Here is a 13,182-nt window from a genome sequence, read left to right as displayed (position 1 = left end):
CCCGGATTGTCAGTGGGTGCGCCTACGCTGGAGGCATGCCCGAACTGCCCGAGGTGGAGGCGCTGCGCGAGTTCCTGACCGGTCACGCCGTGGGCCGGCGGGTGACCCGCGCGACGCCGGTCGCCTTCCACGTCCTCAAGACCTACGACCCGCCGCTCTCCGCCGTCGAGGGCGGGACCGTCACCGCCGTGGCGCGGCACGGCAAGTTCCTCGACCTGGCCGTCGAACCGCCGGGCGCCGCACCGGACGGGCCGCTGCACCTCGTCGTCCACCTGGCGCGCGCCGGGTGGCTGCGCTGGCAGGACGAGCTGCCGACCGCCCCGCCCAAGCCGGGCAAGGGCCCGCTCGCCCTGCGCGTCGCGCTCGGCGACCCGCCGGGACCCGGCTTCGACCTGACCGAGGCGGGCACGCAGAAGCGCCTCGCCGTCCACTGCGTCCGCGACCCCGCCGAGGTCCCCGGCGTCGCCAGGCTCGGGCCCGACCCGCTCGACCCGTCGTTCACCGCCGCCGCGTTCACCGCCCTGCTGGCGGGCGAGCACCGGCAGATCAAGGGCGTGCTGCGCGACCAGGGCGTCCTCGCGGGCGTGGGCAACGCGTACTCGGACGAGATCCTGCACGCCGCCCGCATGTCCCCGTTCAAACTGGCGGACAAGCTGACGGCCGCCGAGACCGCCGGGCTGTACGACGCGCTGACCGGCACGCTGCGGGAGGCCGTCGAGCGGTCGCGTGGCGTCGCGGCGGGGCGGCTGAAGTCCGAGAAGCGCAGCGGGCTGCGCGTGCACGGCCGGGCGGGCGAGCCGTGCCGCGTGTGCGGCGACACGATCCGCGAGGTCTCCTACCGCGACTCGGCGCTCCAGTACTGCCCCACCTGCCAGACGGGCGGCAAGCCGCTCGCCGACCGCCGCCTCTCCCGCCTCCTCAAGTGACCGGCCCGGCGGCCCGCCTCACGCGTCGGCCTCCACCGACACCCCGTACGCCATGGCGATGTCCGCGAGCCCGCCGTCATACGCCCTGCTGACCGCCGAGAACCACCACCCGTCCTCCTCCCTGACCAGCTCGCCGATCGTCAGGCCCGTCGCCCCTGGCGGACCGGCGGGGAAGCCGTAGCACAGCAGCTCCGCCTCGCTCGCCACCCCGAGCAGCCGGGTGTGGAGGAGGCTGACGAGCGACAGGTCGTTGCCCGCCCCGCTCTGCTCCTCGTCCACGGACAGGGCGAACACGACGCGCTCCACCCGTTCCGCCAGCTTGGGCAGCTCGACGGTGAACACGGCCTCGGGGTCGTCGCCGCCGAGGCGCACGCCGACCGCGTCGGGCTCCGGGTTGTTGTAGAAGACGAAGTGCTCGTCGGACAGCACCGCGCCCGCCCCGTCCACGACGAACGCACTGCCGTCCACGTCCACCGCGACCCCGTCGGGCGTCCGCCAGTCCAGACAGATCCGGAACGTGTCGGCGCCCGGCAGGACCTCCGCCAGCCGCATCCGCTGCCCGGTCGCCAGCGGCAGCCGCCCGCCCTCGGGGCGCGGGCAGTTGGCCAGCAGCACCGAGCGCGGGTCCACCCGCGTCGGCTGGTACGTGACGGCCGGCGCCGTCGCCACGGCGGCGGGCGGCGCGGGCGCGGGCGCGGCGGCGGACAGCGACGCCATGGCGCGCAGCCGCTCCGCCACCTCGGCGGCCGAAGCGGGCCGCGCGTCCGACGGCTTCGCGAGCATGGCGAGGATCAGCTCGTCCCACTCGGCGGGCAGCCCGGGGCGCAGCACGCCCGGCGGGACCGGTTCCTCCTCCATCTGCTGGCGCAGCAGCTGGTAGAGCGAGGGCCCGAGGAACGGCGGGCGGCCGGTCGCCAGCGCGTACAGCACGCAGCCCGCCGCGTACAGGTCGCTGCGCGCGTCCACCGTGCGGCCCTCGATCTGCTCGGGCGACATGTACGACGGCGTGCCCACGACGACGCCGGTGGACGTCAGGCGCGCGTGGTCGGTCGATTCGGCCAGGACGGCCGCGATGCCGAAGTCCAGGACGCGGGCGAGCCCGTCGGGGCCGACCATCACGTTGGCGGGCTTGAGGTCGCGGTGCACCACGCCCGACGCGTGCGCGACGGCCAGGGCGCGGCAGATGTGTTCGCCCCAGCGGGCCACCTCGGCGAGCGGCGGGAGTTGCCCGGTCAGCACCTGCTCCAGGGACCGGCCGCGCAGCCGCTCCATGACGAGGTAGAGGAACCGTTCGCCGGCGTCCTCGAAGTGCGACTCCCCGGCGTCGTGCACTGTGACGATGAACGGGCTCGACAGGCCGGCCAGCAGCTTGGCCTCCCGCTCGAACCGCTCCTTGGCGCGCGGATCGCGGCCCACCGCCGCGGCGCCCACGACCTTCACGGCGACCTGCCGCTCCAGCCGGAGGTCGAGCGCTTCCCAGACCGTGCCCATGGCGCCGGCGCCGAGCCGTTCCCCGATCCGGTAACGGCCTTCGAGTATCCGGTCCCGCATGCCGCGCACCCCCGTTCCCATGTCCGGCGGACGGCCTGCGCATCCGCCACCGGTACCGCTACTTTAAGCGCCAGGCGGCGACTCCGGAGGGGGCCCTGAATGAGCTCTGCCCACGCGAACGGCCCCTGGCCGGGCGGCCCCCCGCGCACGGCGCCGCCACCCCGCAGGGACGGGTCGGGGCCCGCGCTGCTCGTCGGCGTCCTCGCCCTGCTCGGCGTGGCCATGACCATTCTGGCAGTGCTGACGGCCAGAACGCCGACCGGCGGCGGCGAACTGCCCGATCCGCTGCGCTTCGTCCCCGTGACGGCGGCGGTGGACGGGCCCTGCTCGGGCGCCGAGACAGGCGCCACCGTCACGGACCGTGGCAGCTGCCTCACGCTGCGGGACTCCGGCGGTCTGGCGGTCCAGCGCCTCCAGGACGCGCGGGCCGAGCCGGGCACCACCGGCGACTGGGGCGTCCTGATCGTCCTGCGCGCCGGTGACGCCCGCGCGTTCGCCGACCTCACGGCGACGGTCGCGGGCGCGGAACCGGGCGGCAGCCGCCTGGCGATGGTCCTGGGCGACGAGCTGCTGACGGCCCCGGTCGTGTCCGGCCGGATAGACGGCGGGGAGGTCGTGATCAGCGGCGGCTTCAGCCGTCAGGAGGCCGAGGACCTGGCAGGACGCCTCCGCGCCTGAGCGGCGACCGGCCGTTGTCAGACCCCCTGGCTAGGGTGGCTCGCAGATCGACCGCCCGTCACTCCGGACAGTCAACGAGCCAAGGGGAGCCCGCCATGAGCCGAGCCGCGACACCACCCGCGCCGCCCGCCGCGGAGCCGGTGACCGCGCCCGTGACCGCGCCCGTGACCGAGGCGGACCTGGAGCGCCACCGGAAGGAGCTCACCGCGTACTGCTACCGCATGCTCGGCTCGGCCTTCGAGGCGGAGGACGCGGTGCAGGAGACGCTGGTGCGCGCCTGGCGCGGACTCGACCGCTTCGAGGGCCGCTCGTCCCTGCGCTCCTGGCTCTACCGGATCGCGACCAACGTCTGTCTCACCATGCTCTCGGGCAGCAGCCGCCGCGCCCGGCCGATGGACCTCTCGTCGCCCACCCCGACCGCCTCCGCCGTGCTCGGCCCCCCGCTGCCCGAGACGGCCTGGATCGAGCCCATGCCGGACGGCCGGACGATCTCGGCCACCGACCCGGCCGAACGGGCGGAGACCCGCGAGTCGGTGCGCCTGGCCCTGATCGCGGCGCTCCAGCACCTGGCGCCCCGCCAGCGCGCGGTGCTGATCCTGCGCGAGGTCCTCAGCTGGAAGGCGAGCGAGGTCGCCGAACTCCTCGACACGAGCGTCGCCTCCGTCAACAGCGCCCTCCAGCGCGCCCGCGCCACCATCGCCACGACGGGGCTGCCCGAGGCGGGGGACGCGGCGCGCGCGCCGGGTGACGCGGTGTCGGCCGAGGCGCTCTCCGGCGGGCAGAAGGACCTGCTGGCCCGCTACCTCGACGCGTTCGAGCGGTACGACCTCGACTCGCTGACCACGCTGCTCCACGAGGACGCCACCCTCAACATGCCGCCGTACGACCTGTGGATACGCGGCGCGGACGACGTCCGGGCCTTCATGCTCGGCCCCGGCATCGGCTGCGAGGGATCGCGTCTCATACCCACGTCGGCCAACGGGCTCCCGGCGTTCGGCCAGTACCGGGCCGACCCGGACGGCGGGCACTCGCCCTGGGCGCTCCAGGTGATCGAGACGGCGGACGGCCGGATCACCGGCATCACCGCCTTCCTGGACACGGCGCGCTTCTTCCCGCTGTTCGGCCTCCCGGACCACCTGCCGCCCGCATGACACCGGCGGGCCCCTGGCGGGGGGCGGCGGGGCGGTCACGCTCCCCGGGCCCGAACGGACGGAGGGACCGCGGGTTCTGGCCGCTCCGCCGTCGGCCCCGGGCCGTCGACGAGGCCCCGTGCAGGCCGTCGACGGGTGCGGGCCGGCGTGACCTGCCCGAACGGAACGGGCCATGCGAGCCGGTCCGCGAACGCCGCCGGAACTGGTCCGCCGACGGCACACGGCACCAGCACCAGCACCGGCGACCAGACGGCGGTCACGGGCACGCGGCGTGGTGACCGGCCCGTTCCGTGCGGGTCTGCTCGGCGCGCGCCGCAGACCCGCCCGCGGCGTCGTCGCGGTCCTCCACCGCCTCACCCGACGCGACATCAGCCGTCGTCGGCCAGCAGTTCCCCCAGCCCTATCAGCGTCAGCAACTCCCGCAGCCCATCCGACACATGACGGAACCGCGTCCGGCAGCCGGCCCGCCCCGCCGTCAGGCGCATCCGCGCCACCGCGTCCACCGCCGCAGGCCCCGGCACCCCCAGCTCCGCCAGGTCCACCGTCACCACCACGGCACCGGAACGCCGCAGTTCACCGTCCAGCCGTTCGCACAGTCCCGGCACGTCCTCGCGGACGAGCGGTCCCCACACCCTGAACTCCGTACTCACCACAGCGGCCTCCTCACCTGCCCACAAGACCACCGCACCGCGCGGAACTCATCGGAAGGCCCTTGTCAGCCCAGCGGCTTGACCCACCGCCGCCACTCCTCCTCGGCGCGGTAGCCACGGGCGCCCCACGCGTGGCGGGCCACCTCGTTGCGCCGCAGCACCATCGCGTCGGCCCGCCGCCCGCCCAGCGCGGCGAACCGCGCCTCGGCCGCGTCGAGCAGCGCCGTGGCCACACCGCGCCGCCGCACCTCGGGCGCGACCGCCAGCCGGTAGAGATGGCACCGCCAGCCGTCGAAACCCGCGATGACCGTCCCGGCCAGCACCCCGTCCGCCTCGGCGAGCAGCAGCGCCTCCGCGTCCCGCGCGATCAGCCGCCCGACGCCCGCCGGGTCGTCGCTGACGCTGGTCCCCTCGGCCGCGCGCCGCCAGAAGGCGAGCACGGCGGGCACATCCGCCGCCCCGGCCGCCCGCACCGTCACCCCGGTCATGTCCGTCATGCCCCCATCCGAGCACGACGGTCCCCGCGCCCGTCAGGCGGGTGCGGCCGGACGTCCCTCCCCGGTCTCCAGCGTGAACCAGACGACCTTCCCCCGCCCCGGCGCGTGACGGCACACCCCCCAGTCACCGGCGTACAGCGACATCAGCAGCAACCCCCGGCCGTGCTCCGCGTCGTCGTCGGGCCGCGCGCGCACCGGCGGCGGCCCGCCCGGCGCGCCGTCCCGCACCAGCACCCGTACGCCGCCAGCCCCCGTCCACTCGCCGTACAGGGCGACCGGTTCACGCGTCCGGCAGCCGCGCGCGGCGGTGACCGCGTTCGTCACGACCTCGGACGTCAGGAGGACGGCGGTGTCGACCAGTTCCGACCCCGGCCGTACGACGGGCGCCAGCGCCGTCCGCACCACTTCCCGCGCCCCCCGCACCCACCCGGGCTCCGGCGGGAACGTGAGCGAGAAACCGGCACCCGGCCGCACCGGACCGAACCCGGGCGCAGCGATCGAACACATGCGGACCTCACCCTTCCCGACGCCCTGTCCCGGAAGCCTTCCGGAGCCACGGGCGCCGCCCCCATAACCTGCGCAGCGCCACGGCTCCCAACCGTGTCCGCGCGTGATAAATCCCTCGGACCCCGGCGGCATACCCCGTGACCGTGAAGAGCCGGACGGCGGCGCACCGTTGACGGCGCAGCAGTCCTCCCACGACACACCGTCTCCCCCAGGCGTGCACACCCGCCACAGCGTCCATGGGCCAACTCCCCGCGCACAGAAGCAGAACGTCCGTCGAGAGCGCTAACGTCGGGTGGGGAGGTAATAGACTCGCCGCTGTTGAGAGGGCGCGATTATGAGTTATGGCGACGACTACGACGACACGCGCGCCCGGGGCGTCCCCGCGCAGACCCGGACGCGGCTGCCCGACCAGCCGGAGACCGGCACGCGCCGGTCCGGCTCGTCGCCGTTCCGCAGCATCGGCGCGATCGTCTGCGTGGTCGTCCTCCTCCTCGCCGCGATCGTCTTCGCGAGCCAGAACCGCGAGAGCTCCGACGACGACGCGCGGGGCGGCGGCGGGAACGGCGGCACCGACCAGTCGCGGCCCACGGCCCCCTCGGGCGAACAGCCGGTGGACGGCTCGTTCAACGGCATCCCGACCGGCTTCTCCCAGGACGCGCAGGGCGCGCAGAGCGCGGCGGCCAACTACGCGGTGGCGCTCGGCGGCACGGAGATGTTCAACGCCGACCAGCGCCGCACGGTGGTCGAGACCGTGAGCACGGCGGCGGACCGCGACGACCTGCTGGCCTCCTACGACCGCGCCTACAGCCCTGATCTCAACGAACGGATCGGCCTCGACGCGGACGGCGCCGCCCCGGCCGGCTCCACCTTCGTCAACCGCACCCTCCCGGTCGGCGCCACCGCCACGGAGGTCACCGACACCACCGCCGAGGTCTCCGTCTGGTGCGCCGGGCTCTTCGGCATCGCGGGCACCGACTCCCGGACCCCCGTGCGCACCAGCTGGTTCACGCTCCATTTCACACTCGCCTGGGAAGAGGGAGACTGGAAGGTCGTCCGCACCGAGCAGACCGAGGGACCCACCCCGGTCGGCGGGGACGACGTCGTGTCAGGAGCCGAAGAGATCGCCGAAGCGGCCGAGTCGTACGGAGGGTTCACCTATGCGCGCTAGCCCGCGGTCCGGTCCGCTACGGCTGCTCCACCGCGCCGCCGGTCTCGCACCGGCCGCCGTCACCGGCGGCCTGTCCGGCGCCCTCGGCCTCTCCGCCCTGCTGCTGGCGGCCGCGCCCCGCGCGCACGCCGCCCCGGGCGACCCCGACGATCCCGAGGCGCCCGGCGACGGGGACAACCCTGAGTGCGACTACATCTCCGGCACGGCCCGCGACTACTGCGAAGGCGACCCCGCCGAGGGCGGCGGAGGCGGCGGCAACAGCACGCTCAGCGACTCCCTCGACCCCCTCTCCTCCCTCGCCCGCGGCTGCGCCGACGCCGCCGCCTGGATCGTCAACGAGCTGTCCGACCTCGTCTCGACCGCGACCGACGTCGACTTCACCAACGCCTCGTTCCTCCGCCAGTACGCCGTCGTCTTCGCCGCCTCCACCGTCCTGACGCTGATCCTCTGGCTCCTCGCCGTCGTCAAGCGCGCCATCCGCGGCGTCCCGCTGACGACCGCCGCCTCCGAGGCCATCGGCTACCTGTGGCTGACGGTCATGGCCTCCGCGTTCACCCCCCTGATCCTCTACTCGGTCGTCTCCGCCACCGACGGCATGACCGAGGGCATCGTCGCGGGCACGGGCGACAACTCCGACGCGTTCTTCGGCGACTTCGCCGCCGCCCTCGAAGCGGGCGAGGACATCGGCGGCGGCCCGATCATGCTGATCGTCGTCTCGCTCATCTCGATCCTCGCCGCGGGCGTCCTCGCCCTCGAACTGGTCATCCGCGCCGCCATGCTGTACGTCGGCGCGCTCCTCGGCACGGCCGTGTACGCGGGCCTCGTGGACAAGAACCTCTGGGGCCACGTCCGCCGCTGGGCCGGCATCATGATCGCCGTCATCCTCATCAAACCGGTGATCGTCATCGTCCTCGGCCTCGCCGCCGCCCTCACGACCACCTCCGGCGACCAGGGCCCCACCGCCGTCTCCTCGGTCGTGTCGGGCCTCGCGATCATCCTCCTCGCCATCTTCGCCTCCGCGATGATCTACCGCTTCGTCCCCGGCTTCGGCGACGAGATCGTCAGCCAGCGCGCCATGCGCCAGGACACGTCGAGCCGCGCCGCGGGCGCCGCCCTGTCCACCCCGGCGACCATGCTCCGCCAGGGCATGACGACCCACGGCACCCGCGACGGCGCCGCGGCCGCCACCGCCGCGACCGGCGGCGCGGGCCAGGCGCGCCCCGCCAACCCCCTGGCGGGCGGCGTCGCCGCGCACGGCTCCCGTACGGCGCCCCCCGGCTCGTCCCCCACGGGCAACCCGGGACCGGCCGGTCCCTCCGGGAGCGCGGGATCACGAGGAGGTAGCGGATGACCGCCCCACCGCACACACTCACCAGGCGCCGTACCTACCTCATCGGGCGCGCCAGGCCGCAGTCGATCGTCGGCCGCAACCGCGAGACCGGCGAGATCGCCCTCATCGTGGCCGGCGCGTTCCTCGGCATGCTCAGCGGCATCCTGATCCCGGTGCTGACCGTCAGGATCGTCGGCCTGGCCGGCTTCCCGATGCTCGCCCTCGCCGCGGTCTACATGCCCTACAACGGCCGCACGTTCTACAGGTGGTACGAGATCAACCGTTTCTTCCGCCGCACCCAGCGCCGCGGCGCCACCTACCGTTCGGCCGCCCCCGAGGCCGGGGTCCGGCTCGACGGGCGCGAGGTCGAGGTCGGCTCGCCCCCGGGCGTCGGCCCGGTCCACTGGCTCGCCGCCGCGTTCGGCCCGGACGAACTGGCCGTCCTCCTGCACAGTGACCGCCGCACGGTCACCGCCGCCATCGAGATCGAGGGCCCCGGCGTCGGCCTGCGCGACAGCGAGGACCAGGAGGCCCTGGTCGAACGTTTCGGCACCCTCCTGAAGCACGTGGCGAACGGCGACGGCCACGTCTCCCGCCTCCAGATGCTCGCCCGCACCCTCCCCGCCGACCCCGACGCCCACGCCAACGACGTCAGGGAACGCGGCGACTCCGCCGCCCCCCACTGGATCCAGGAGTCCTACGACCAGCTCCAGTCCATGGTGTCCACCTCCAGCGAGCAGCACCGCGCCTACCTCGTCGCCTGCATGCACCACTCCCGCGACCTGGCCGGCGAGGCGCAGACCCTCGCCCGCGCCGCCAAGGGCCGCGGCCGCAAGCGCGGCATGTCGCAGGACGAGGCGCTCGCCGTCATCATGGCCCGCGAACTCACCGACATCTGCGCCCGCCTTGCCGAGGCCGACATCCGCGTACGGCAGCCGCTCGGCGAGGCGCGCCTGGCCTCCCTGATCCACTCGATGTACGACCCGGACCACCCCATCGACCACATCCAGGCCATGTCGAAGCGGAACGCCTGGCCCGCCGAACTCGACGCCCGCGAGCCCACCTACCTCCAGGCGAAGACCCGCGAGTCCGACACCCGCGAGCCGTGGTGCCACGCCACCGCGTGGGTCAAGGAGTGGCCGATGACCCCGGTCGGCGTCAACTTCCTCGCGCCGCTGCTGGTCCACACCCCCGACGTCATCCGCACCGTCGCGGTCTGCATGGACCTGGAGCCCACCGAGATCGCCATCGAGCGGATGCTCACCGAGAAGACGAACGACGCCGCCGAGGCCTCCCGCGCCGCCAAGATGAACCGCACCGTGGACCCGCGCGACATCGCCGCCCACGGCCGCATCGACCAGCGCGGCGACGACCTCGCCTCGGGGGCGGCCGGTGTCAACCTCGTCGGCTATCTGACGGTTTCCTCCCCCGACCCGGAGGCCCTCGCCCGCGACAAGCGCACGATCCGCGCCTCGGCGGGGAAGTCGTACCTGAAGCTGGAGTGGTGCGACCGCGAGCACCACCGCGCGTTCGTCAACACCCTGCCCTTCGCGACGGGGATCAGGCGATGACCGCACCCCGGCCCCGGGAGAACGAGGAGGCGACGACATGCCCGCACGCGATCCGCTGAGCCTGATCACCGAGGCGTTCACCAGCCTGCTCTTCGGCAGGACGGAGACCACCCGCCTGCCCGTCCGCACCTCCACGGGCCAGGCCCAGGCCGTCTATCTCCCCACCGCCGCCCCCGGCCTCGGCGACTCGGGCGTCATCATCGGCCGCGAGGTGTACAGCGGCAAGGGCTACATCTACGACCCCTTCCGCCTCTACGGCCAGCAACTTCCCGCGCCCCACTGGCTCGTCCTCGGCGAGTCGGGCAACGGGAAGTCGGCCCTGGAGAAGACGTACGTCCTGCGGCAGCTGCGGTTCCGCGACCGCCAGGTCGTCGTCCTGGACGCCCAGGGCGAGGACGGCGTCGGCGAGTGGAACCTCATCGCCCAGCAGCTCGGCATCACGCCCATCCGCCTGGACCCGATGGCCACACTCGACGGCAACGTCCGGCTCAACCCGCTCGACCCCGCCATCACCACCACCGGCCAGCTCGCGCTGCTGCGCACGATCATCGAGGTCGCCCTCGGCCGCACCCTCGACGAACGCTCCGGCTTCGCCCTCAAGGTGGCCCACGCGTACGTCAACCAGACGACGGTGGACCGCCAGCCGATACTGACCGACATCGTCGAACGCCTGCGGCACCCGCTGCCCGAGGCCGCCGACGCCATGAACGTCCACCTGGAGGACGTCCGCGCCTGGGGCCTCGACGTGGCACTGGTCCTCGACCGCCTGGTGGACGGCGACCTGCGTGGCATGTTCGACGGCCCCACGACCGTCGGCATCGACCTGGACGCGCCGCTGATCGTCTTCGACCTGTCCCATATCGACCGCAACTCCATCGCCATGCCGATCCTGATGGCGATCGTCGGCGTGTGGCTGGAGCACACGTGGATCAGGCCGGACCGCAGGAAGCGCATCTTCCTGGTCGAGGAGGCGTGGCACATCATCAACTCGCCTTCGGTCGCCCAGCTGTTCCAGCGCCTCCTGAAGTTCGGCCGCCGCCTGGGCCTGTCGTTCGTCGCCGTCGTCCACCACCTCTCGGACGTGATCGACGGCGCCGCCGCGAAGGAGGCGGCCGCGATCCTCAAGATGGCGTCCACGCGCACCGTCTACGCCCAGAAGTCCGACGAGGCCCGCGCCACCGGGCAGGTCCTCGGCCTGCCGCGCTGGGCCGTCGAGATCATCCCGACCCTGACCCCCGGCATGGCCGTCTGGGACGTCAACGGGAACGTGCAGGTCGTCAAGCACCTCATCACCGAGGCCGAACGGCCCCTCGTCTTCACCGACCGCGCCATGACCGAGTCGTCCACCGCCCTCGCCGAGGCCCGCGCGCTCACCGCCGGGGACGGCCCGGACGACGACGAGCGGGACCCGTTCGAAGCGGAGACCGAAGCCCGAGCCCTGTCGTTCGAGAAGCGCCAGGGCGTCCTCTGACCGGCCGGGACCACCCATGACCCACGACCGGCGCGCGCCGCGCCCCGCCCCCGCCGGACGCGGCGGCGTCCCGGACGGGCTCCTCGTCGGCGCCCTCGCGCTGATGCTCGCCCTCACCGCGCTCATCTGGACGGCGACCGGCCTGGCCGGGCTCGTCACCGGCGGCGCGTGGCCCCCGGGTGTCACGTTCTTCAGCACGGCCTCGGCGGTCCGCTCGTTCTTCACCGCACCGGGCAACGTGGCTTCCGCTTGGCCGGACGCCGACCCGGCCGACCTGCCGGGCGCGGCTGCGGTCTGGATCGCTTTCCTCCTCCAGCTGGCCGCCCTGTTCTTCCTCGCGCTGACGCTGTACGTACGGGCGGCCCGCTGGCGCTCCCGCCGCCGCGCTCCCGCGGCGCGCGGCACACAGCCTGTGGACGACGCGCCCCCGCCCCCACCGTCCACCCCGGAACCCGCCTTCGAGGAACAGGCCACCACCGACGCCCCCTCCGACGTGAAGACAACCGCCGTCCTCACGGCGCCCCCCGGCCTGATCGTGATCGATCCGCACGGCTCCCTCTGGACGCAGACCGCGCGCCGCCGCACCAAGCTCGGCCCGGCCCACGTCTACGACCCGGGGCATCTCACCGACGCCCCCGTACGCCTGCGCTGGACGCCGCTGCGCGGCTGCGAGCAGATGCCCACGGCCCGCAGGCGCGCGGCGGCGCTTCTGGCGCCCGTACGCCCGGCCGAGCCCGTCTTCCAGTTGGACGCGGCAACGGCTGAGACCCTGCTCCGCTGCTACCTGCACGCCGCCGCGCTGGCGGGCGCCTCGGTGCACCAGGTCCACCGCTGGGCGGCCGGCCGCTCCGGCGGCGAGCCGGTCAAGATTCTCCGCACCCATGCGCGCGCCGTAGGTGGGGCGTCGATGGAACTGGAGAGCGCGCTCGACGGGCATCCGGTACGGCGCGACGCGGCGCTCGACCTGATCGCCCGCGCGCTGGGGGGAGTTGAGCAGGTGCACATCCGCCAGTCCTGCACTCCCGGCAGGGTGGACTTCCTGGCCTTCGACAACCTGGCGGGCGAGGGCGGGACGCTCTACATCGTGGGCAACCACCGGGAGACGGCGCCGCTGCGGCATGCCCTGGTGGACGAACTGACCAGCGCCTGGCCGGCTCTCACGGTGATCGCGGGCTCCTGAGCACCAGTTCGTACGTCTCGTACACAGGGTCGGCGGGATCGACAGCCCGGTCACCGGTCGGTTCGAACCCGAGGGACCGGTAGAACTTCACGGCGCGCGGGTTGTTCTCGTGGACGCGCAGTCGGACCTCACGTCCGTCCGCCCAGTCGATCGCGGCCTGCATCAGCAGGTGGGCGAGTCCGGTGCCGCGGTGCTCGGGCCGCATATAGACGCCGACGACCTGGGCGACCCCGCCGCGGCTGAACACCCCGACCATGCCGCCCCATTCTCCGGACTCGGTCTCGCCGATGAACGTGACGGTGGTCCGCCCGACAGCCCGCCGTTCCCATTCGCCCTGGGTCAGTTCAAGCGCTTCCTCGTAGGGCTCGTAGAACGCGACGGACGCCACAGGATCGGACAGAGCCGTGAGCCGCAGTTCCCGCAACTGCCGCCAGTCGTCCCGCGACGTGCGACGAACTCTGTACGCCATGAGGCCGATGCTCGCACTCCGGGGAGAGGACCG

Annotated in this window: 13 protein-coding genes; 8 read left to right on the top strand and 5 right to left on the bottom strand. The window is 73.8% G+C overall.

What is annotated here, in order from left to right:
• Positions 1 to 35 precede the first annotated feature (35 nt).
• Positions 36 to 926: a DNA-formamidopyrimidine glycosylase family protein gene (locus ACL02R_RS04035; protein ID WP_412795450.1), complete on the top strand. Its 891-nt coding sequence runs from the start codon at positions 36 to 38 to the stop codon at positions 924 to 926.
• Between the two features lie 18 nt (positions 927 to 944).
• Here the strand turns inward: ACL02R_RS04035 and ACL02R_RS04030 are convergent, their stop codons facing one another.
• A complete protein-coding gene (locus tag ACL02R_RS04030) occupies positions 945 to 2,477 on the bottom strand; it encodes a protein kinase domain-containing protein (RefSeq protein ID WP_412795449.1) in 1,533 nt (510 codons plus the stop codon).
• Positions 2,478 to 2,576: 99 nt separating this feature from the next.
• Between ACL02R_RS04030 and ACL02R_RS04025 the strand changes: the two genes are divergently transcribed.
• Complete coding sequence (locus ACL02R_RS04025; protein ID WP_412795448.1) at positions 2,577 to 3,155, top strand: SecDF P1 head subdomain-containing protein; 579 nt, start codon at positions 2,577 to 2,579, stop codon at positions 3,153 to 3,155.
• A 95-nt stretch (positions 3,156 to 3,250) separates the two neighbouring features.
• Positions 3,251 to 4,306: a sigma-70 family RNA polymerase sigma factor gene (locus ACL02R_RS04020; RefSeq protein WP_412795447.1), complete on the top strand. Its 1,056-nt coding sequence runs from the start codon at positions 3,251 to 3,253 to the stop codon at positions 4,304 to 4,306.
• 368 nt (positions 4,307 to 4,674) lie between these two features.
• Here ACL02R_RS04020 and ACL02R_RS04015 read toward each other — a convergent pair whose 3' ends face one another.
• The 3 genes from ACL02R_RS04015 to ACL02R_RS04005 form a co-directional block, all read right to left on the bottom strand.
• Positions 4,675 to 4,956, bottom strand: a complete 282-nt coding sequence (locus ACL02R_RS04015) for an STAS domain-containing protein (RefSeq protein ID WP_412795446.1) — start codon at positions 4,954 to 4,956, stop codon at positions 4,675 to 4,677.
• Between the two features lie 65 nt (positions 4,957 to 5,021).
• Positions 5,022 to 5,444 carry a GNAT family N-acetyltransferase gene (locus tag ACL02R_RS04010; protein ID WP_412795700.1) on the bottom strand — a complete coding sequence of 141 codons (423 nt, stop codon included), beginning with the start codon at positions 5,442 to 5,444 and terminating at the stop codon, positions 5,022 to 5,024.
• Positions 5,445 to 5,486: 42 nt separating this feature from the next.
• Entirely contained in the window at positions 5,487 to 5,960 is a 474-nt protein-coding gene (locus tag ACL02R_RS04005; protein WP_412795445.1) for an ATP-binding protein, read from the bottom strand.
• 334 nt (positions 5,961 to 6,294) lie between these two features.
• Between ACL02R_RS04005 and ACL02R_RS04000 the strand changes: the two genes are divergently transcribed.
• From ACL02R_RS04000 to ACL02R_RS03980, 5 genes are read left to right on the top strand one after another with little or no spacing between them, the layout of a single operon-like run.
• Positions 6,295 to 7,128, top strand: a complete 834-nt coding sequence (locus ACL02R_RS04000; RefSeq protein ID WP_412795444.1) for a hypothetical protein — start codon at positions 6,295 to 6,297, stop codon at positions 7,126 to 7,128.
• The gene (locus ACL02R_RS03995; RefSeq protein WP_412795443.1) at positions 7,118 to 8,479 is read left to right on the top strand and encodes a hypothetical protein; all 1,362 of its coding nucleotides are present in this window, start codon (positions 7,118 to 7,120) and stop codon (positions 8,477 to 8,479) included. Before ACL02R_RS04000 ends, ACL02R_RS03995 begins: the two co-directional genes overlap by 11 nt.
• Complete coding sequence (locus ACL02R_RS03990; protein ID WP_412795442.1) at positions 8,476 to 10,029, top strand: SCO6880 family protein; 1,554 nt, start codon at positions 8,476 to 8,478, stop codon at positions 10,027 to 10,029. Before ACL02R_RS03995 ends, ACL02R_RS03990 begins: the two co-directional genes overlap by 4 nt.
• Positions 10,030 to 10,066: 37 nt before the next feature.
• Complete coding sequence (locus ACL02R_RS03985) at positions 10,067 to 11,500, top strand: ATP-binding protein (protein WP_412795441.1); 1,434 nt, start codon at positions 10,067 to 10,069, stop codon at positions 11,498 to 11,500.
• A 16-nt stretch (positions 11,501 to 11,516) separates the two neighbouring features.
• Complete coding sequence (locus ACL02R_RS03980; protein WP_412795440.1) at positions 11,517 to 12,680, top strand: hypothetical protein; 1,164 nt, start codon at positions 11,517 to 11,519, stop codon at positions 12,678 to 12,680.
• Here ACL02R_RS03980 and ACL02R_RS03975 read toward each other — a convergent pair.
• Positions 12,658 to 13,149: a GNAT family N-acetyltransferase gene (locus ACL02R_RS03975; protein ID WP_412795439.1), complete on the bottom strand. Its 492-nt coding sequence runs from the start codon at positions 13,147 to 13,149 to the stop codon at positions 12,658 to 12,660. The two genes, ACL02R_RS03980 and ACL02R_RS03975, sit on opposite strands and share 23 nt — an antisense overlap.
• Positions 13,150 to 13,182 lie beyond the last annotated feature (33 nt).

Origin of the sequence: Streptomyces sp. MS19, from assembly GCF_047200595.1 — a bacterium.
In the GTDB taxonomy this organism is placed as follows: Bacteria; Actinomycetota; Actinomycetes; order Streptomycetales; family Streptomycetaceae; genus Streptomyces.
The sequence above is the reverse complement of the archived record's forward strand: the minus strand, read 5'-3'. Positions and strand labels throughout refer to the sequence as shown.

Coding starts and splice junctions, on each gene's coding strand:
- ACL02R_RS04035 (WP_412795450.1), top strand. CDS start 36: ATGCCCGAACTGCCCGAGGTGGAGGCGCTGCGCGAGTTCCTGACCGGT.
- ACL02R_RS04030 (WP_412795449.1), bottom strand. CDS start 2,477: ATGCGGGACCGGATACTCGAAGGCCGTTACCGGATCGGGGAACGGCTC.
- ACL02R_RS04025 (WP_412795448.1), top strand. CDS start 2,577: ATGAGCTCTGCCCACGCGAACGGCCCCTGGCCGGGCGGCCCCCCGCGC.
- ACL02R_RS04020 (WP_412795447.1), top strand. CDS start 3,251: ATGAGCCGAGCCGCGACACCACCCGCGCCGCCCGCCGCGGAGCCGGTG.
- ACL02R_RS04010 (WP_412795700.1), bottom strand. CDS start 5,444: ATGACCGGGGTGACGGTGCGGGCGGCCGGGGCGGCGGATGTGCCCGCC.
- ACL02R_RS04005 (WP_412795445.1), bottom strand. CDS start 5,960: ATGTGTTCGATCGCTGCGCCCGGGTTCGGTCCGGTGCGGCCGGGTGCC.
- ACL02R_RS04000 (WP_412795444.1), top strand. CDS start 6,295: ATGAGTTATGGCGACGACTACGACGACACGCGCGCCCGGGGCGTCCCC.
- ACL02R_RS03995 (WP_412795443.1), top strand. CDS start 7,118: ATGCGCGCTAGCCCGCGGTCCGGTCCGCTACGGCTGCTCCACCGCGCC.
- ACL02R_RS03990 (WP_412795442.1), top strand. CDS start 8,476: ATGACCGCCCCACCGCACACACTCACCAGGCGCCGTACCTACCTCATC.
- ACL02R_RS03985 (WP_412795441.1), top strand. CDS start 10,067: ATGCCCGCACGCGATCCGCTGAGCCTGATCACCGAGGCGTTCACCAGC.
- ACL02R_RS03980 (WP_412795440.1), top strand. CDS start 11,517: ATGACCCACGACCGGCGCGCGCCGCGCCCCGCCCCCGCCGGACGCGGC.
- ACL02R_RS03975 (WP_412795439.1), bottom strand. CDS start 13,149: ATGGCGTACAGAGTTCGTCGCACGTCGCGGGACGACTGGCGGCAGTTG.